Raw genomic sequence first — 20,381 nt, 5'->3', positions numbered from 1 at the left:
CCTCCTTGTTGTCCTTGAGCATGAGGATCGAGGGGAATTATTTAGTCAATTTATCGTATGACTTTACAGGCTGCGTTGTGTCAACCTATTATGATTTAGACACAAGCCCGAGTTCCTGGGCTTTGAAAAGAGCTTCTGTTCTTGATCGTACATTAAGTTTATTAAAAATACCAGTAAGTGTGTATTCTACACTCCTTTGAGACATATGAAGCGCTTGAGCAATTTCTCGGTTGGTAAACCCTGAAGCTACCTCCTTGAGAATCGACTGTTCCTTTTCATTTAAAGAAAGCCCTGAACCTTCCTGGGATTCATTCGTTTGGCTGACACTTGCCTCAGAACGCCTTAACTGTTTAAAGAGGTGGAGCGGAATAACCACTTCATCCCTAAGTGCACAACGAATAGCAGTGACGAGTTGTTCACTCGCAGCTGTTTTACTTACGAAACCATTAATATCTGCTTCCACAAGCATATTAAAGTGAGTACTGAGATCAAACCCTGTATAAATTAATAAGGTGAGATCCGGATAGTGTTTACGTATTTGCTTGGCAAGTTCAATTCCATTCATGCCAGGCATATATAAATCAAGTAACAAAATGTCGTACAAGTACTGCTCGAGAAGGCCTTCTACTTTATCCCAATGGTCAATAACATCTACCTTCATATCACTTTCTTGCTCCAGCATAGCTTTAGTTCCTGCTCCAACTGCCGGGTGATCATCTACAATTAATACTCTAGTCATACATGGACCTCCTTCTTAGCTGCATAAGGAAAAGTTATCGTCATTCTAAATCCAGCACCGGGTGCTGTGTCAATTTCAAGATTTCCATTCAGCCCGTTTACTCGCTGTTCAATCCCAGACAACCCGATGTGTGAAAAAAGATCACGCTTAAAAGAATAATCCATCCCCAGACCATTATCTGAGTAAAATAAGTGGACTAGTTCCTCATCATTCGATAATGATAGTTTTACTATTTTAGCTTCAGAATGTTTCATAGCATTGGTAAGTAATTCCTGCACAACACGAAAGATAGCAAGAATACGTTCCTGGTCTAAGCCAGCCTTAAATTCATCACTTCTAAAATATACCGTGAAATTTGAGCGTAATTGATATTGATGAATTAAGTTTTTTAATGATTGCACCAATCCTAGCTCTTCTATGAAAGCAGGTCTTAGTTCATTACAGGTTTCTCTAATTAAGTGAATACTATCAAGCAGTGATTCTTTGTACATATTTAATTCTGCTTGAAGGGTTGGCTCCAAAGCATGACGGTGCGCGATCAAATCATCCATCTTACGGTATAAATACAGTTGTTCCTGTAAAACGGTATCATGAAGATCAATAGACAATTGCTTCCGCTGATTTTCGGCAATCGTGAAAAGCAGACGGGATAACCATGTGGGATACTTTTGAGTATTATCACTTTTTAGAGTTTGCAATTCTTTTACTAGATCTTCAATAAGATTCATATTTTCAATGGCAATGTTTGCGTTATGGGATATCGTCTGAAGATAGGTCTTTTCGTCACGGTTCAAGTTAGTATAATCTTTTTTTCCTTTACACCAGAGCATTGTTAATTTCTCTAAAGAATATCCTACAATAACGCCAAACCCTTTTTCAGTTTCTATAATGGAGCCTATATCATAATTATAACTGATAAGCTCGCGGTCAAAGTGTTGCAAAATATCATCGGGAATTTGATCGTACACACAATACATATTCTTCTTATTATGCTTAGAATAGATATAAATTTCTTTAACATTCATTACATTTTTAATTTCATCTCGCATGACCTTCATCAAATCAACGGCGTTCGACTGATCTTTCATGTCCTTAGACATTCGGTGCATACTTTCCTGATAGCTGTACCGAGCCGAAAACAAATACCTTTGTAAACGGAAATCCAATACTTCCTTTATAGAAAGAAACATAATAAAGCCTATATGAATGAGTAAGTAAATCTGAACATAAGTAACTTCAGATGATATTGTTTCCATCAGCCAGGTGATTCCCAGCGTTAATAGAACACTCGGGATAATAGATAATAAAGCATAGTAACGAACGCGGCTGATAACAAAATTTATATCAATTAGACGTTCGCGAGTAATTAGATACATAAATGTTACTGGTAAGGCTACTAAGAAAAAAGCCCCTACCTCAATTGATATAATTTTCACACCGAACAGTAAAGCAGGAACAAGGTACAGCCAAATGTAGGGGAAGAAAGCAACAGTCATACCAACACTCATGTATTTGAAAATGGACCCCACAGGTGATTCTTTATGAATATAAAGACCTTTGTAAATGACACTAAATAAAAAAATGTAAAGTACCAGAAGCAGCCATCCAGGGATAGAATCAAAAGCGTCAGGATAATTATGGCTATATAAAAATATTCCTTCCAAACTGGAAACGGCAATAACGAAAACATATAAAGAATAGACGATTTTCTTGGAAAACCAATAAATATTTAGCTCTTGAAAATAATTGTATAAAAAATGCATGAGGATAACAGGAGCCACTAAGAATAAAGAAGTGTTTAGAAATATGCTGTACAAATCATCCCGCACAGCCCCACTATTGCTTAAATACCCTGTCGCTATAGTTAAAAAGAAAATAATTAATTGGTTCGCAGAATACCTTTTAGGAACTCGTTTATGAACAAGATAAGCGATCGCCAGTATAGAAAGAAAAAATAAAATTGGGATAATGATAAAAAGAGTCCAGTGCAGAGGACCTTTCTGCTCAATGTTCTCATAAACGAGTGGTTGCTCGGAGGTCTGAATTGTAAAAGAGTTGGCTAACTCTACTTCCTCAAACATAGAAACACTAAAATGGTCCTCTGGTGCATTCCCTTCTATACTAGAGATGCTTGAACCTATAGGTATATTTTCACGATCAGCCCAGCTCCCCATGTCAACATGTGTAATTACCCAGGTGTCCCCTTGTTTTTCCAAATCGATTCCAAGGAAAGGCTGGGTAATGGAAAGTACGGATAAGTAACCAGCGGATATAATAAAGAACATTAATACAATCAAGTGACTCCACTTGAATTTCTGCATAAAATCACCCTTACCTCAAAATCAATTATATCTATTATACTATGACTGGCAAGCCTCTCAAACCATTAAATATACCAAAACAAAACCCCCTTCCACTAAAAGGAAGGGGGTTTTACTTACCTTATGATCTTACACTCTTGAGTCACTACCAAAGAAACTCTTAAAGGATTCAATAGCTGTGTCGCGATATAAAGCAGCAATAGAAGTAGTTAAAGGGATTCCTTTTGGACAAGATTGGACACAGTTTTGAGCATTTCCGCATCCCATAAGTCCCTCTGCATCCATAATTGTCTGCAATCGTTCACTTTTGTTCATTGCACCTGTAGGATGAGAATTGAATAAACGGACTTGAGACAAAGCAGCCGGGCCGATAAAATCAGTTTTACTATTAACGTTTGGACATGCTTCCAGACACACACCGCATGTCATACATTTAGATAACTCATATGCCCACTGACGCTTACTTTCTGCCATTTTCGGTCCTGGTCCAAGGTCATGAGTTCCGTCAATTGGCACCCATGCTTTTACTTTCTTCAGTGAATCAAACATGCGGCTTCGATCAACCGCAAGGTCGCGTGTTACAGGGAAAGTTGTCATTGGCGCAAGCCTTATCGGCTGCTCCAACTGATCGACTAGAGCCGTACAGGACTGCCTGGGTGTACCGTTAATAACCATCGAACATGCTCCGCATACTTCTTCCAAACATCCCATATCCCAATAAACGGGAGTGGTGGCTTCACCATCCGCATTCACAGGATTTCGGCGGATTTCCATAAGTGCTGAGATAACATTCATATTTTCACGATAAGGAATTTCGAACTTTTCATCATAGGCAGATTCATCCGGATGATCCTGGCGTGTAATAATAAACGTAATCGTTTTGTTTTCGCTCATCATCAATGACCTCCTTTATTTGCTCTTCGAGTAGTCACGTTTACGAGGCTCGATTAATGAAGTATCAACTTCCTCGTAATTGAAAACTGGTTTGTTATTTTCTTTATCATAGCTCGCTACCGTTGTTTTCAACCAATCTTCGTCATTACGATCAGGGTATTCAGGCTTATAATGGGCACCGCGGCTTTCATTTCGGTTATAAGCACCCTGTGTAATTACCCTCGCTAACTGAAGCATATTCCAAAGCTGACGTGTAAACATTGCTCCCTGGTTACTCCAGCGGGACGTATCATTAATATTGATCCGTTTGTAACGATCCATAAGCTCAAGTATTTTTTCATCTGTCTTAAGTAATTTCTCATTCTCACGAACCACTGTTACGTTATCAGTCATCCATTCCCCGAGCTCTTTGTGGATTTGATACGCGTTTTCATCGCCGTCCATCTTCATGATTTCATCAAATTTAGCTTGTTCTTCTTTCAGTTTCTTCTCGAATAGGGTTGAATTCATATCCTCTGATATGGTTTCCAAACCTTCCGTGTATTTTACTGCATTTGGACCAGCTACCATCCCGCCATAAATGGAAGATAACAGGGAATTAGCGCCTAAGCGATTACCGCCATGCTGAGTATAATCACATTCTCCAGCAGCAAATATCCCAGGAATATGAGTCATTTGATCGAAGTCAACCCACATGCCTCCCATAGAATAGTGAACCGCAGGGAAAATCTTCATTGGTACTTTCTTAGGATCATCTCCTACGAATTTTTCGTAGATTTCGATGATTCCTCCAAGTTTTACATCTAATTCTTTAGGGTCTTTATGAGAAAGATCCAAGTACACCATGTTTTCACCGTTAATACCAAGTTTTTGGTTTACACATACATCGAATATTTCACGAGTTGCTATGTCCCTTGGTACAAGGTTACCGTAAGCTGGATATTTCTCTTCCAGGAAATACCACGGTTCACCGTCTTTATAAGTCCAGACACGTCCACCTTCTCCTCGTGCTGACTCACTCATTAGTCTAAGCTTATCATCACCTGGTATCGCTGTTGGGTGGATTTGAATAAATTCACCATTAGCGTAACTTACACCTTGCTGGTATAGCGCCCCTGCTGCTGACCCTGTATTGATGACAGAGTTTGTTGACTTACCAAAGATGATTCCTGGACCACCAGTTGCCATAATTACAGCATCTGCAGGGAATGCTTTAATTTCATGGTCACTTAAATTCTGACCCATGACGCCGCGGCTGACTCCATCATCGTCAATAATGGCTGACAGGAATTCCCAGTTTTCATACTTCGTTACGAGTCCATTAACTTCGTGCCTTCTTACTTGTTCATCAAGAGCATATAAAAGCTGTTGACCGGTCGTAGCGCCAGCAAAAGCCGTACGGTGGTGCTGAGTTCCTCCGAAACGACGGAAGTCAAGAAGACCTTCAGGAGTACGGTTAAACATGACACCCATACGATCTAACAAGTGAATAATTCCAGGTGCTGCATCACACATAGCCTTAACTGGAGGCTGGTTAGCTAAGAAATCTCCACCATAAACGGTATCATCAAAGTGTTCCCAAGGAGAGTCTCCTTCACCTTTTGTATTAACTGCGCCGTTAATTCCTCCCTGAGCACAAACAGAGTGAGAGCGTTTAACAGGTACAATAGAGAGCAGATCCACGTGAACCCCTTGCTCTGCTGCTTTAATTGTTGCCATCAGGCCTGCTAGACCCCCTCCGACAACAATAATATTTCGATTAGTCATGATTGAAGCTCACTCCCTTAAATACTATATATCTGCGTATAATTATATTCCGTATGCGAATTGAATCAGTGTACGTACACCGACATAAGATATAGCGACAAAAACTACAATGCTTGCATAAGTCATGACTAGCTGTGAACGTGGAGAAACAGTAATTCCCCAGCTTACACAGAAAGACCAAAGACCGTTAGCAAAGTGGAAAGTAGTTGAAATCACCCCTACTATGTAGAACCAGAAAAAGAATGGCTCCGTAAGGATACCTTCCATTAAAGAATAGTTAAGTTCTGCCCAGCCGAAGCCGATGGCAATCCTTGTTTCCCACACGTGCCAAGCTACGAAAATTAAAGTCAGAATACCTGTAATACGCTGAAGCATAAACATCCAGTTTCTGAAATACCCGAAGTTCGACAAATTACTCTTAGCTGTGAATGCGATATATACTCCATAAATTGAATGGAATAATAGTGGTAAGAAAATAATAAATATTTCCAAAACATATCGATATGGCAAGCTCTCCATAAAATGAGCTGCTGCATTGAATGCTTCTGGACCACGTGTTGCAAAAAAGTTCACAGTTAAGTGCTGAAGCAGAAAAATCCCGATGGGAACTACCCCTAATAATGAATGTAGCCTTCGATTAACATATCCGCGTGTTCCCGCCATGTTTACCCCCCTCAAAATAGTAACAGAAAGAATGAATTTGAAAATTTTTCAGACAGTTAAGCGCTTTACAATCGCTCAAAAATAATAAACAAATCCCCTTTATCCATTCATCCTCTGTTAAATGTACAGTTTGTGACATATTTATTGTACTTCTATCCACTAGGAGCGTCAAGAAAGCCAGTCTATAAAATGCTCAAAAATACACATTTATTTCCTTTCCATAAAATGAAACAATAATTATTGCGCCATGTCGCATTTCGGGTGATAATAATATAGAAAGGAATGAGTGTATTGGAAGAATCTACAAAAATAGACCAGAATATCATATCATCGCTTGTCACCACAGGTGCAGGTTATGATATCATGCGCTACCAAACCTTACCTGATTTCCTTGGCCAGGATGCCCCTTACCTGTTATACCTTATGGGTAAAAACATGGCACGCAAGACATTGATTAATAATTACGATGAACTTTATGAATTTTTTCAATATATGGGGTGGGGAGACCTCTCATTGGTCAAAGAAAAGAAAAAAGAAATGATTTTCAGGCTGACCGGGCATATAATCGAGAAACGATTATGTCAGGACCTCTTTCACATTGATTACAGAATAGAATGCGGATTTTTAGCTGAAACCATCCAGACACTCACAGGTGAAACCTATGAATGCCTGGAAGAAAAGTACACAAAAGAGAAATACATAGAACTTACAGCTATAATCACGTAATATAGAACCAGCCAGCTATTCTTCAGCCGACTCTGCTTCCTCCTGATTTAAATGGATAAGAATGGTATTGGCTACAGGCTCAGGAATCCCTAATTTAGTCAGATCCTGAAGACCAGCACTTTTAATCTCAGGTACAGACTTAAAATGCCTCAGCAGTAATCGTCGACGTTTTTGGCCGACTCCTGGAATTTTATCTAATTCAGACTGAATCGCTCCTTTTCCTCTAAGCTGACGATGGAACGAAATAGCGAATCGGTGGACTTCATCCTGAATCCTCTGAACAAGATAAAATTCTTGAGAATTACGATCAAGATTCATAATAACCGGTGGTTCTCCATAGAGGAGTTCACTGGTTTTATGTTTATCGTCTTTCGCCAGACCACATAAAGGAATATCGAGTCCAAGTTCATTCTCAAGCACATCCATAGCAGCTGACATTTGACCTTTCCCACCGTCCACCACGATTAAGTCTGGTAGAGGCAATTCCTCTTTAAGAACTCGTTTATACCTTCTTCGAATTACTTCTCTCATCGTGTCATAATCATCCGGTCCACTTACATCACGTACTTTATACTTTCGGTATTCCTTCTTATTTGGTTTTCCGTCAATAAATACTACCATAGCAGATACTGGGTCTGTCCCCTGTATATTCGAGTTATCAAACGCCTCAATACGATGTGGAGTTTCGATGTTCATGTGCTCCCCTAATGCCTCTACAGCCTTAATAGTACGCTCTTCATCTCTTTCGATAAGCGCGAACTTTTCCTCTAAAGCAATACTTGCATTTTTCATAGCAAGTTCGACTAGTTCTTTCTTACGCCCTCTCATAGGGATGTGAACCTTGGTTTCAAGCACCCCTTCAAGAACTTCTGTGCTGGTAGCCACAGGTACAAGTACTTGCTTCGGATAAGGATGATTCTGATGGAGATAGAACCGGCCAATATAACTGAGGAACGTTTCCTCTGGATCATCAAAGAATGGAAACAAAGCAACATCTCGTTCGATCAATTTACCTCTTCGTACAAAGAACACCTGTACGCACATCCACCCTTTATCGTATGAATATCCAAAAATATCTCTATCTACTTGATCATTCATCGTCATTTTCTGCTGTTCCATAACCGACTCGATATGATCAATTTGATCACGAAGTTCCTTAGCTCGCTCAAAATCAAGAGATTCTGATGCTTCATACATTCGCTTTTTAAGATCCTTTTTAATATCCGCATGGCCGCCGCTCAAAAAAGAGGTAATGTTCTGTACAATTTCCTGATTTGTTTCCTTAGATACAGGGTATTCGCAAGGACCTAGACACTGATGCATGTGATAATATAAACAAACACGATCAGGCATCGTGTTACATTTTCTAAGGGGATATAAACGATCCAGCAATTTTTTTGTTTCCCTGGCAGCAATTACGTTCGGGTAGGGTCCAAAATATTTACCATTATCTTTTTTTACGTTTCGGGTCACAATCAGACGGGGATGCCGTTCTGCAGTGATTTTTAAATAAGGATAAGTTTTATCATCTTTCAATAAAACATTATATTTAGGATCATATTTTTTTATCAAATTCATTTCAAGAATTAGCGCTTCTATCTCAGATGTCGTAACAATATATTCGAAGTCTACAATTTCTCTCACTAGACGCTGGGTTTTTCCATCATGTGCTCCAGTAAAATAGGAACGCACGCGATTTTTTAAAACTTTGGATTTACCTACGTAAATAATCGTTCCATTTTTATCTTTCATGAGGTAGCAGCCCGGCTGGTCTGGTAACACAGCCAGCTTTTCTTTAATTGTTGAATTCATAGGATTTCACTCCATATATTAGAAATCTATATTAAACGTATCATACGCAGGAAATATTATACAAAAATAAACGATTACAATGTGCTTTCTTCCTTAGGAGAGTGCATTTGAATTCCCTTCCTATAAAAAGAACCGCGCTGCTATGCAACGCGGTTCTTATCAACGATTTTCCTTACGCGTGTTTTGAGATGAGTTCGGCCAACTGTTCTTTTGGCTGGAAGCCGATGACCTGGTCTACGACTTTGCCGTCTTTAAAGAGCAATAATGTCGGAATACTCATAACTCCATACTTACCAGCTGTTTCCTGGTTCTCATCTACATCAAGTTTAACAATTTTCACTTGATCGTTCATTTCTTCATCCAGTTCTTCAAGAACCGGTGCGATCATTTTGCAAGGTCCGCACCATGGAGCCCAGAAATCTGCTAATACTAAACCTTCATTTGTTTCGTTAGTGAAATTTTGATCTGTTGCTTTTACAATTGCCATTCTCTATTCCTCCTCGAACTTTTATTCTGTTTAGAGTATATCACTATCTATTTTTAGTGACTAACAATTTGTTTATACCCTATTTAAACATGGAACGAAAGCCGAAGCCAACTAATTGGCTTCGGCTCTTTAAATTTTATGCATTGACTTTCATTTGTTTCACTTCCTCAATAAGCTTTGGTACTACATCAAATAAATCCCCTACTATCCCATAATCTGCTACATTAAAGATATTTGCTTCAGGATCTTTATTAATTGCAACAATTACTTTAGAGTTCGACATACCTGCCAAGTGCTGAATAGCTCCAGAAATCCCGCAGGCAATATATAAGTCCGGAGTAACTACTTTACCAGTTTGACCAATCTGAAGTGAATAATCACAGTATCCTGCGTCACAAGCACCGCGCGATGCTCCTACTGTTCCATTAAGTGTATCTGCCAGCTCTTGTAAGGGTTCAAACCCTTCCGAACTCTTAACGCCGCGGCCGCCGGCCACGATAACTTTAGCTTCTGATAAATCCACACCCTCAGAAGATTTTTTGATGACATCTTTAATGATCGTTCGAATATTTGTTACCTCAACCTCTTTTTCCGTGACTTCCCCAGCCAGAGAATCATCACGGGTTAAGGCGGGGATATTATTTGGACGAATCGTCGCGAACACAAGTCCATCCGTAACTTCCTTCTTCTCAAATGCCTTACCTGAATAAATTGGGCGGGTAAATACAATATTTCCGTTCTCCACGACTACTTCTGTTGCGTCTGAAACTAGTCCAGATTCTAATCTGCTTGCAAGTTTTGGAGTAACATCTTTTCCAATGGCGGTGTGACCCATGATGATGCCTTCAGGCGATTCATCTTGAATTACCTGATAAATCGCTTGACCGTACCCATCAGATGTATACGTTTTCAATTCTTCGTTTGAAACGGTAATCACACGTGACGCTCCGTAGTACACCATTTCTTGTGCCATTGAATTCAAATCTCCTGAACCACAAAGCACCCCTACTACTTCTCCACCATCACTAACTATATTGCCTGCAGCAATCGCTTCAAAAGTCACATTACGCAGGGATCCTTCTCTAGCTTCCCCAATTACTAAAACTTTTTTACTCATAACGATTCTCCTTTCCCAGTCCTCTATTTACAGTACTTTAGCTTCGGTTTTAAGCAATGATACTAATTCTTTAACCTGATCAGCAGTTTCACCTTCCAAAACTTTACCTGCTTGCTTTTCAGGTGGAAGGAAAATTTCAGTAGTTTTCGTTTTAGGCTCCACATCGTCTTCTTCTAAATCTAAATCATCCAGTTCAAGCTCTTCCAATGGCTTTTTCTTCGCTTTCATAATACCCGGCAAGGATGGATAGCGCGGCTCATTCAAACCTTGCTGGCACGTAACAAGCAGCGGAAGCGATGTTTCTACTTTCTCTACATCTCCCTCGACATCTCGGTCTATCGTAACAGTGGTGCCGTCAATTTCTATTTTTGTAATGGTCGTAACACAAGGCATATCAAGTCTTTCAGCCAATCGAGGCCCTACTTGCCCGCTTGCCTCATCAATAGCAACATTTCCACCCAGGATAAGATCTACATCACGGTCAGAGAAGAAAGCTTCCAGAATTTTCACCGTAGTAAACTGATCTCCTTCCTCTAAATCGTCTTCTGTATTAATAAGAACGGCCTGATCAGCTCCCATGGCTAATGCTGTCCGTAATTGTTTCTCTGCATCCTCTTCACCAATTGTTACTACAGTGACCTCTCCCCCGTGTTCATCACGAATCTTAATTGCTTCTTCAACCGCATATTCATCATAAGGATTGATAATATATTCTGCGCTATCATCCTCAATCTTTCCATTAGCGACCGTTATCTTTTCTTCTGTATCAAAGGTTCTTTTAAGTAAGACAAAAATGTTCATTTACATAACCTCCTGGACTATTTATCTTTAAATTCCGGTTTTCTTTTTTCTATAAAAGCTTGAATGCCTTCCTTGGCATCCTCATTGCCAAAAACTTCTCCAAATGCTGAAGCTTCCGCGTTTACGCCTTCACTAAACGTGGATGTATGAGCATAGGGGATCAAGTTCATCACCTGATTAATCGCCGGTCCGCTTTTAGAAGCAATCGTACGAGCCAGCTTTTCAGCTTGTTCAAATACTTCTTCACCCGGAAAACTTTGATTTGCCAAACCGAGTGAAGCAGCTTCACTTCCCGTTATTGGAACGCCTGTTAATATCATCTCATATGCTTTAGGAGCTCCAACATATCTTGGCAGTCGCTGAGTTCCGGCAAACCCTGGTACAATCCCAAGGTTGATTTCAGGCAGACCAATCTTTGCCTCATCTGCCACATAACGTATATGGCATGCCATAGCAAGCTCCAGGCCTCCGCCCAGTGCAGCTCCATGAATCGCCGCTATAACCGGGATATGAAAGTTTTCTATTCTGTTGAACAGGTCCTGCCCTTTACTTGAAAGTCCTTCATAATCAGAGGCTCCTTGTAAAGAGGTAAATTCTTTAATGTCAGCTCCTGCTGAAAAAAACTTTCCTTCCCCTTTAAGTAAAATGGCTTTAATCGACTCATCTTGTTCAATCCGATCCATTTCTTCTGACAAATCCTGAAGGATAGTACTGGACAGAGCATTCGCTGGTGGACTCTGTATTGTAATTTCTGCTACTTGTTCTTTCACCTGTAATGTAAGAGTTGACAACCAAATTCCCTCCTTTAATTTTTGGAATGGGCTAATCCATGGATAAACAAACTATGGACTTCTTTTGCCTGGTCTACTATGTTATAGCGCTGTTCTTTCATAACCCAGTTCGTCACCGTCTCATCCATGGTTCCAAAAATCATTTGTCGGACAAGACGGCGATCTAGGTTATCACGGAACAGCCCTTCCTCTACCCCTTCTTGAACAATCTCATCAATGACATTTAAATACCCTTTTAAAACTTCATTGATTTGCTGTCTGAGTTCTGAATTAGATTGACGCAACTCTAACTGAGTTACTATCGCTAAATGATGATCTGCAGCGAGCTGCTCAAAATGAGTTTCAATCAATTTAAGAAGTTTTTCCTCAGCTGATTGTCTAGAAGTGGTTTCCTCCTGAATTCTCTCTATGAATTGGCCCATTTTCTCCTGGAATAGCGAAACAAGTATATCTTCCTTGTTTTTAAAATAAAGATAAATTGTACCATCCGCCACTCCCGCTTTCTTGGCGATTTTTGAAACTTGCGAAGAGTGGTATCCATTTTCAGCAATGACTTCTACCGCTGCATCAATTATTTGTTTGTATTTAGGTTTATTCTTTTTCACTACAATCTCCTGCCTATCTTTGTTGAAAATGAATGAATGGTCATTCATCTATTATACTACTATCCAGAAAAATATCTGTCAACTTTCTTTTAACACTCTTTTAAAATTTACTGAATGCTTTCTTTACCCTCTAATTTTCTCTTTTCTTCTTCCACCAGCGTACGTCTCAGAATTTTACCTACTGCCGTTTTTGGAAGTTCCCGACGGAATTCATAGATGCGGGGCACTTTGTAGGAGGCCATATTCTGACGGCAATACTCATCTAACTCCTCTTCGGTTATTTCGCTTCCCTGCTTTTTCACGATAAATGCTTTGACGGTTTCACCTCGATAAGGATCTGGAACACCAACGATAACTGCTTCCTGAATTTCTGAATGTTCATACAATACTTCTTCCACTTCACGAGGATAAATATTATACCCCCCCGCAATAATCATATCTTTTTTACGGTCTACTACATAGAAGTAACCTTCTTCATCCATACGTCCCATGTCTCCTGTACGGAACCAGCCATCTTCACTGAGAACTTGCGCTGTCTCCTCAGGCTTGTTCCAATAGCCTTTCATCACTTGGGGACCTTTGACTACAATTTCCCCAATTTCTCCGATTTCTGCTTCCACGTCGGCTTCCATCCGGTATATTTTAGCATCAGTATCAGGCCAAGGAATTCCTACGCTTCCACTGACTCGCCGTCCCCATATTAAATTGGAATGAGTGGTGGGAGAAGTCTCCGTTAGCCCGTACCCTTCTACAAGCTTCCCATTTGTTATTCTTTCAAAATTTTCCTGAACTTCTACAGGAAGAGGCGCTGAACCACTGATACATGCCTCAATTGAAGATAAATCATATTTCTCCAAATTCGGATGATTTAAAAGGGCAATATAAATCGTAGGGGCTCCTGGGAATAAAGTTGGCCGCTGCTTTTCAATCACCTTTAACACTTCTTCTGCGTCGAATTTAGGCATTAGGACCATCTTGTTTCCCATCATAACGGAAAGGTTCATAACGGATGTCATTCCGTACACATGAAAGAATGGAAGAATGGCGAGTACCACTTCCTTACCTTCTTCACATTTGTACAACCATCTTTTAGCCATTTGCGTGTTTACTACAAGATTATAATGAGTCAGCATAACTCCTTTTGGAAAACCAGTAGTTCCACCGGTATATTGAAGAAGAGCTAAATCTTCTTTGGGATTCACCTTAACAGGCGTTACATTTCCACTTGCTGCTTTTAGTATATTCTTCCAAATATGAGTGTCACTCGATTGTTCCGGTTTTACTAATACCTGATATTGTCTCTTTTGTACAAATGGATACAGTCTGTTTTTTGGAAATGGTAAATAATCTTTAATTCCGGTAACAATAATATGTTCAAGCGGAGTGTTCGGCTTAACATTAGCTGCTTTTGGATAAAGAATATCCAGGCAGATAATCATTTTGGTTCCAGAATCTTTCATTTGATACTCAAGCTCTCTCTCCATGTATAAGGGGTTGGTTTGGACCACAATTCCTCCTGCCATTAAGATAGCATAATATGCAATCACAGACTGTGGGCAATTAGGTAGCATTATTGATACTCGGTCCCCTTTATTTAAACCTTTCTCTTGTAAATAGCTGGCAAGTAACCGTGATTCCTTATAAATTTGCTGATAGGTCAATTCCTTACCCATAAAATAAAGCGCTTTCTTTTCGCCGTATGCCTGTGCACTTGCTTCTAAATAATCATGCAGTGGCTTTTCGTCATATTCCAAAGTGGTAGGTACTTCTGGTGGATAATGTTCATGCCAGGGGCGTTGAAAAGTGTCCATATCGTATTGCCTCCCTTTAGTCTTATATATCCATTATAACGATTAATGAAAAAAAATTGAAATATAATTTTAAATTTTGAAAAAATTAACTGTAAATATTGGCCTATCATAACAATCATCTTATACGCCGTCTCATGGCTTTTTGCGTCTCTAGGTCATAGCTGGCTAAAGGATCTTCTCCCGAGTTACGCTTTAATAAAAAGCTCTATTATAGTTTATTGTTGATTTTTCACAAGAAGCTTATTACGCAATAGGGCCGGATTGTGGAAGACTCGATTTCGAGATAATTTGGGTTCGTTACGTTAAAAAGTATAGGATTGGTGAGAATAACGAACGCTTTTATAACAGAGAATGCTCTCCTTCTTAATCGGACCTAAATGCTTTTATGACAAGCTATTTCACATCGTTATAGCATGAAAATAGCCTCATGATCACATGCTTTTTTTCTCATCAACCCGTTAATGTCTTAAATGGTTTCGAGTTTCTGATTCGGCTAGGTCCGGAGGGGAACAGAGAGACTCCTGCGGGATAAACATGAGGTCGCTGAAAACTGAGAATTTATGAAAGGTAGACTCCAAAAAAGCGGCCTGGATGGATTTAGCTTTCCTCCAGCACGCTTTTCTTTTACTTTTTTAAGTTCCAGAATACCCCCTCTTTTTAGATAGATCTCCGTTGCTTCCACGATGAGCGTTCGGTGGTGACACCTGCGGGAACAGCGCGAGCCGAAGATCCACTAGGTCAAGTGAACTTCTTGACCTAGTTAGCTGAGGCCGTGCCCGCGGCAAGCATCCACCGATAAGCGATTCGTGAGAAGCAACAACAAACTTTAACAACTCCCCTGGGTAGAAAGGAGTTTTTCACTCACCTCATCAACATGATCGGTGAGCCTCCGCAGAGCTTGCTCGAGGAAGTTCAGCACAAGGGGTGTTCGACTAAGATCGGCACTTCCTGTGGCAACGTCGAACGACCTTGCTTCGTGCAGGGCCGGAAAGCGAAATCGTCCCCCGGAGTACCTTCCTCATAACGAATATCTCGAAATCAAGTCTTACAGTATCGGGATCTTTACCTTAATATCAACACGTAAGTTTAACAGATCCTATTGAAAAAGCCTTCTTCACGTGTGAAGAAGGCTTCCTTCTAATAAAGAATAAAAAATAAAATTCCAATCAGTAGAAAAACAGCTGCAACAACCATTAATACTTTTGCTAAGGTTTCCATGATGTCGCCCCTTAAATGATATTCGCTCCAATTACATACGAAAGACCTACCGAGATGATGAATGATATAAAACCAACGGCACGATTATCTGTTGCTATTTCTTCGTCAATTTTAAAGGAAGGCGTTAAGAATTCATAAATAAAATAGCCGGACAAAAGAAGAATAAATCCAAACAACCCCCACCCCATTGTCTCGAGAAGAGAATCATTATGTTCAATGGAAAAACGGAAAATATTAGCAATACCGAATATTTTACCTCCTGTAGCCATTGCTACAGCAAGGTTTCCATTTTTTATTTCTTTCCAGTTATTATAAGAAGTGACGATTTCAAAAATAGCCATAAAGACGACCAGACATAAGATGACAACACTGTAGCGCGCGGCTGTCTCAATTAACGTATATTCCCAAAAGTCTGTCATATCTTAACGCTCCCTTTATAATCTACTAGCTGAGTTCAAGTACGGTGACCCCGCTACCGCCTTCATTCATTCCACCGGCACGGTGATTGGTTATATTCCGGTGATTCTTCGCATAATTTTGTACCGCGGTTCTCAATGCTCCCGTCCCTTTTCCATGTATAATAGAGACGGTTGGGTAACCGGCAAGTAATGCGTCATCAATATATTTCTCAAGTCGATTGAGGGCGTCCTCGTATCGCTCACCCCGCAAATCAAGTTCCGTTTTTACATGGTACCCTTTCCCTTTAACCGTAGCCATCGGTTTTTCTTTATAAGGCTGCTCCGCCTTAATGAACTCCAAGTCTTTTCGTTTGGCTTTCACTTTCATTACACCTACTTGAACCTGGTATTCGTTTTTTCCAGTCTGTTCAACAATTGTCCCATTCTGGTTTAAAGTAAGAAGTTTTACTTCATCTCCTGATTTAAGTTCTTTCACTTCTTTTTGAGGTTCAGGTTTTGATTCTTTTTTCTTTTTAGCCAGTTCGGGTTGAGCCTCGTCAAACATCTTCCGTGCCTCAATCCATTCATGTTCTTTCATACCAGCCTGGGATTTCATATTTCTAATTTCCCCGACAATAGTTTCAGCTTCTTCACGTGCCTGACGAATAGCTTTCTCAGCTTTTTCTTCAGCTTTTTCATAAAGCTCCTCGCGTTTTTGCTCGAACTGATCCCATTTGTTCTTCAGTTCGTTACGCAGATCTTGCGCTTCCTGCAGTAAACGTTCCGCTTCTTCATAATCCTGTTCTGCTCCCCGCTTTGATTCTTCCAGTGAGGCGATCATATTCTCTACACTTTGAGAGTCGACGCCAATTTTCTCCTGAGCTGACGTGATTACGGATTCATGTAATCCAAGCTTACGCGAAATTTCAAAAGCATTACTACGCCCCGGCACACCTATTAATAACCGGTAGGTAGGCTTTAAAGTCTGGATATCAAATTCCACGGACGCATTGATTACACCTTCACGGTTATAACCATAAGCTTTTAATTCAGGATAGTGGGTCGTGGCGATTACACGAGCATTCCGGTTTACAACTTCATCCAGTATAGACATTGCAAGTGCGGCACCTTCCTGTGGATCGGTACCCGCTCCCAGCTCATCAAATAATACAAGGGTTTTGTCATCGACGTGCTTTAGAATATCTACAATATTAGTCATGTGAGAAGAGAAAGTAGATAAGCTCTGTTCGATGGATTGTTCATCACCAATATCAGCATAAACCTCTTCGAATACAGCCATTTCACAACCATCCAGAGCAGGAATCTGAAGACCGGACTGAGCCATCAGTGTACATAGGCCTACTAATTTCAGAGTGACGGTCTTCCCTCCGGTATTGGGGCCGGTAATAACGATAGAGGTATAGTCCTCTCCAATTTCTATATCATTGGGAACCACTTCCTCCTCATTAATTAATGGATGTCTGGCCTGAAGCATTTTAATACGTCCTTCATCGTTCATGGACGGCATAGAAGCTTTCATTTGCTTACCGAGCTTCGCACGGGCAAACATAAAATCAACGTGTCCTAAGCGGGTTACATTCTCATATAAAGCAGAATAATGATCCGCAATCTCCTCAGACAACTCTTTCAAAATCTTTTCAATCTCATGCTTTTCTTGAACCCGTGCTTCTTGAAGCTGATTATTCAAATCTACGACAGATTGGGGTTCTATGAAGAGTGTAGCTCCTGACGAAGACTGATCGTGCACAATACCGCCAATTGCTCCCCGGTATTCCTGTTTCACAGGCAGGACATACCGCTCATTTCTGATGGTTACAATGGCATCCGAAAGCATTTTAGTCTTGGATTTAGTAAATGAATCCATTTTATCACGTACGCGACTCTCATATGTACGGACTCTCGAACGAATGGTTCTCAGCTTGTCCGACGCTCCGTCCATAACATTTCCATGCTCGTCAATACAGCTGCGTATTGACTGTTCCAGTTCCTTGAGGGGCAAAATACCTGTCACTATTTCCCTGAGCTTAGGCATCTCAGGTTCTTCTGCCTCTTCGATAAACCGTTTCAGCTGACGTCCACCATAAATAGTGCTCGCCACATCCAGAGACTCTAGTGCACTTAATATACCACCAATAGTTGTTCTTTTTAGACTAGGTTTGATATCAAAAATACCGCCAAGCGGTACATGTCCTTTTAACCGAAGTACTTGAGCAGCTTCGTCTGTTTCCAACTGCCATTCTTTTACTTCCTCCAGTTTAGAGGAAGGTTTTAGTGCTGCTGCCTTTTCTTTACCAAGTGAGGAGGCTGCATGTTCACTTAATTGATCGATAATTTTTTTATATTCTAAGACATGAAGGATTCGCTGATTCATGTAGATCTGTCTCCTTTATAACAACACTCAAATACCGAACTTATTCATAAGCTGCTTTTTGGTCCAAGTATTTACTACTGTTTCTTTCCTGAGCCATCCTTTTCGGGCCGCGCCAATTCCAACTTCCATATGTTCTAACATAGGGTAACTGTGAGCATCCGTATTTATAGCGATATTTACGCCTTCTTCTTGGGCTTTCATTAACCATTCCCAGTTTAAGTCCAGCCGGTTAGGGTTAGCGTTCAATTCCAGAATCGTTCCCGTGCGCTTCGCTCCACGAATCAATTCCTCTACATTTACATCGTAGCCTTTTCGCCTTCCAATTAAGCGGCCTGTTGGATGGGCAATCATATCAACATGAGGATTCTCTAATGCTGTATTCAGTCTCTCCATAATTTTCTCTTCTGACTGGTTAAAACTGGAATGAATAGATGCGATAACAAAATCCATTTCTTCCAGAAACTCATTACTAAAATCCAAGGAGCCGTCCGGAAGAATGTCCATTTCAATACCCGCAAATATATGGAAATCCTCCATCGACTCGTTCACTTTGTTAATCTCTTCACGCTGTTTGCGTAAGCGTTCTTCATTAAGTCCATTAGCTACTCTCAAATACTTGGAGTGATCCGTTATAGCGATGAAATCATAGCCTTTATTTTTTGCCTGTGCAGCCATTTCCTTAATGGACTGAGCCCCGTCACTCCAAGTCGAGTGCATATGCAGGTCACCGCGTATATCACTCAATTCAATCAGTTCTACCGGTTCTTTATACTTCTCTACTTCTCCATAATTCTCCCTGACTTCCGGGGGAATGTAATGAAGTCCGAAATGGTTAAAGAAATCTTCTTCCGTTTCAAAAGTCTGAACTTCACCTGTTTCCGCATTTTCGATGCCATATTCATTTATTTTTTCACCTTGCTGCTTCGCAAGCTGTCTCATTGAAACATTGTGGTCCTTAGAGCCCGTAAAATGGTGTAGAGTAGTTGCGAACTCCTCAGGGGCAACAATACGGAAATCTATTCCAATGTCATAGCCTTCATTAACAACAATGGAAACTTTTGTCTCCCCTGAAGCCACTACCTCTTTTATATCTGGATAGTTAAGAAGTTCATCTCTTGTATCTGCCGGATTTTCAGAGACCAGGATGAAATCAATATCCTTGATCGTCTCCCTCATGCGCCGAAGACTGCCAGCTCGTGAATAGCGTTTCACTGTTTTTGCATTCTGAAGAAAACCTTCTATTTTATCAGCGAGAGGCAGCATTAAAGCAATCGGGAGACGTTCTGGACGAGTATTTGCTTCTTCTAAAGCCTTCTTTATCTTCTCAGCAGACTTCTTCCCAAAGCCTTCCAATTCTTCTACCTTACCTTTTTCTACTGCTGTTTTTAACGTTTCTGCATCTATAATTCCTAACTCCTGATATAACTTCGCCAGCTTCTTTCCTCCAAGGCCAGGGAGGTCTAGCAATGGAACTAATCCTTCAGGAACTTCAGATTGTAACTGCTTTAATGTATCCGATTCGCCATTCTCAATAAATTCATGTATCACAGATGCTGTAGATTTTCCTATCCCCTTCATCTTAGTGAAGTCCTCTATTTCATTCAAAGAGTGATCATCGGCTTCCAAAGCTTGTGCGGCTTTACGATAGGCAGATATTTTAAAAGGGTTCTCCCCTTTCAACTCAAGATATACAGCAATCTTATCTAGTAACTTGATTACTTGCTTTTTATCAACAGCCATATTTTATCGTCTCCTCTAATAGATAATTTTCCTGTTCAATCTCCTTATATACATAAGAAAAAGCCGCTATGATCCTCATCACAGCGGCTTAGTTTACCC

At 40.3% G+C, this 20,381-nt stretch carries 16 protein-coding genes; 1 reads left to right on the top strand and 15 read right to left on the bottom strand.

Annotated elements, in window-relative coordinates; genetic code table 11:
• Nucleotides 1-88: 88 nt before the first annotated feature.
• The 5 genes from ACTWP7_RS02890 to ACTWP7_RS02870 form a co-directional block, all read right to left on the bottom strand.
• Nucleotides 89-739 carry a response regulator transcription factor gene (locus ACTWP7_RS02890; protein ID WP_443121948.1) on the bottom strand — a complete coding sequence of 217 codons (651 nt, stop codon included), beginning with the start codon at nucleotides 737-739 and terminating at the stop codon, nucleotides 89-91.
• Nucleotides 736-3,060 carry a sensor histidine kinase gene (locus tag ACTWP7_RS02885; RefSeq protein ID WP_443121947.1) on the bottom strand — a complete coding sequence of 775 codons (2,325 nt, stop codon included), beginning with the start codon at nucleotides 3,058-3,060 and terminating at the stop codon, nucleotides 736-738. The genes ACTWP7_RS02890 and ACTWP7_RS02885 overlap by 4 nt, the downstream gene beginning before the upstream one ends.
• 129 nt (nucleotides 3,061-3,189) lie before the next feature.
• Nucleotides 3,190-3,954, bottom strand: a complete 765-nt coding sequence (sdhB, locus tag ACTWP7_RS02880; RefSeq protein WP_443121946.1) for a succinate dehydrogenase iron-sulfur subunit — start codon at nucleotides 3,952-3,954, stop codon at nucleotides 3,190-3,192.
• Between the two features lie 15 nt (nucleotides 3,955-3,969).
• On the bottom strand, nucleotides 3,970-5,721 hold the full coding sequence (gene sdhA, locus ACTWP7_RS02875; RefSeq protein WP_443121945.1) for a succinate dehydrogenase flavoprotein subunit: 1,752 nt from the start codon (nucleotides 5,719-5,721) through the stop codon (nucleotides 3,970-3,972).
• A gap of 42 nt (nucleotides 5,722-5,763) precedes the next feature.
• Nucleotides 5,764-6,384 (bottom strand): succinate dehydrogenase cytochrome b558 subunit, encoded by a 621-nt coding sequence (locus ACTWP7_RS02870; protein ID WP_014643946.1) that lies wholly within the window; start codon nucleotides 6,382-6,384, stop codon nucleotides 5,764-5,766.
• Between the two features lie 282 nt (nucleotides 6,385-6,666).
• Here ACTWP7_RS02870 and ACTWP7_RS02865 point away from each other — a divergent pair, with 282 nt between their 5' ends.
• Nucleotides 6,667-7,110, top strand: a complete 444-nt coding sequence (locus tag ACTWP7_RS02865) for a YslB family protein (protein ID WP_443121944.1) — start codon at nucleotides 6,667-6,669, stop codon at nucleotides 7,108-7,110.
• A gap of 15 nt (nucleotides 7,111-7,125) precedes the next feature.
• On the opposite strand, the gene uvrC is transcribed toward ACTWP7_RS02865, so the two are convergent.
• The 10 genes from uvrC to polX all read right to left on the bottom strand — a co-directional run bounded on the left by uvrC (nucleotide 7,126) and on the right by polX (nucleotide 20,282).
• Nucleotides 7,126-8,922, bottom strand: a complete 1,797-nt coding sequence (uvrC, locus tag ACTWP7_RS02860; RefSeq protein ID WP_443121943.1) for an excinuclease ABC subunit UvrC — start codon at nucleotides 8,920-8,922, stop codon at nucleotides 7,126-7,128.
• A 172-nt stretch (nucleotides 8,923-9,094) separates the two neighbouring features.
• Nucleotides 9,095-9,409, bottom strand: coding sequence for a thioredoxin (gene trxA / locus ACTWP7_RS02855; protein WP_014643949.1), 315 nt, complete (start codon nucleotides 9,407-9,409; stop codon nucleotides 9,095-9,097).
• 136 nt (nucleotides 9,410-9,545) lie between these two features.
• Nucleotides 9,546-10,526, bottom strand: a complete 981-nt coding sequence (locus ACTWP7_RS02850; protein WP_443121942.1) for an electron transfer flavoprotein subunit alpha/FixB family protein — start codon at nucleotides 10,524-10,526, stop codon at nucleotides 9,546-9,548.
• A 27-nt stretch (nucleotides 10,527-10,553) separates the two neighbouring features.
• Nucleotides 10,554-11,327 (bottom strand): electron transfer flavoprotein subunit beta/FixA family protein, encoded by a 774-nt coding sequence (locus tag ACTWP7_RS02845; protein ID WP_014643951.1) that lies wholly within the window; start codon nucleotides 11,325-11,327, stop codon nucleotides 10,554-10,556.
• A gap of 17 nt (nucleotides 11,328-11,344) precedes the next feature.
• Nucleotides 11,345-12,118 carry an enoyl-CoA hydratase gene (locus ACTWP7_RS02840; protein ID WP_443121941.1) on the bottom strand — a complete coding sequence of 258 codons (774 nt, stop codon included), beginning with the start codon at nucleotides 12,116-12,118 and terminating at the stop codon, nucleotides 11,345-11,347.
• A 14-nt stretch (nucleotides 12,119-12,132) separates the two neighbouring features.
• On the bottom strand, nucleotides 12,133-12,723 hold the full coding sequence (locus tag ACTWP7_RS02835; protein WP_014643953.1) for a TetR/AcrR family transcriptional regulator: 591 nt from the start codon (nucleotides 12,721-12,723) through the stop codon (nucleotides 12,133-12,135).
• Nucleotides 12,724-12,830: 107 nt separating this feature from the next.
• Nucleotides 12,831-14,534 (bottom strand): long-chain-fatty-acid--CoA ligase, encoded by a 1,704-nt coding sequence (locus ACTWP7_RS02830; protein ID WP_443121940.1) that lies wholly within the window; start codon nucleotides 14,532-14,534, stop codon nucleotides 12,831-12,833.
• 1,229 nt (nucleotides 14,535-15,763) lie between these two features.
• Complete coding sequence (locus ACTWP7_RS02825; RefSeq protein ID WP_014643955.1) at nucleotides 15,764-16,171, bottom strand: DUF350 domain-containing protein; 408 nt, start codon at nucleotides 16,169-16,171, stop codon at nucleotides 15,764-15,766.
• Nucleotides 16,172-16,196: 25 nt separating this feature from the next.
• Nucleotides 16,197-18,542, bottom strand: a complete 2,346-nt coding sequence (locus ACTWP7_RS02820; RefSeq protein ID WP_014643956.1) for an endonuclease MutS2 — start codon at nucleotides 18,540-18,542, stop codon at nucleotides 16,197-16,199.
• Nucleotides 18,543-18,569: 27 nt separating this feature from the next.
• A complete protein-coding gene (gene polX, locus ACTWP7_RS02815; RefSeq protein ID WP_014643957.1) occupies nucleotides 18,570-20,282 on the bottom strand; it encodes a DNA polymerase/3'-5' exonuclease PolX in 1,713 nt (570 codons plus the stop codon).
• Nucleotides 20,283-20,381: the final 99 nt, after the last annotated feature.

Origin of the sequence: Halobacillus sp. B29 (genome assembly GCF_052246755.1) — a bacterium.
In the GTDB taxonomy this organism is placed as follows: domain Bacteria; phylum Bacillota; class Bacilli; order Bacillales; family Halobacillaceae; genus Halobacillus; species Halobacillus halophilus.
The sequence above is the reverse complement of the archived record's forward strand: the minus strand, read 5'-3'. Positions and strand labels throughout refer to the sequence as shown.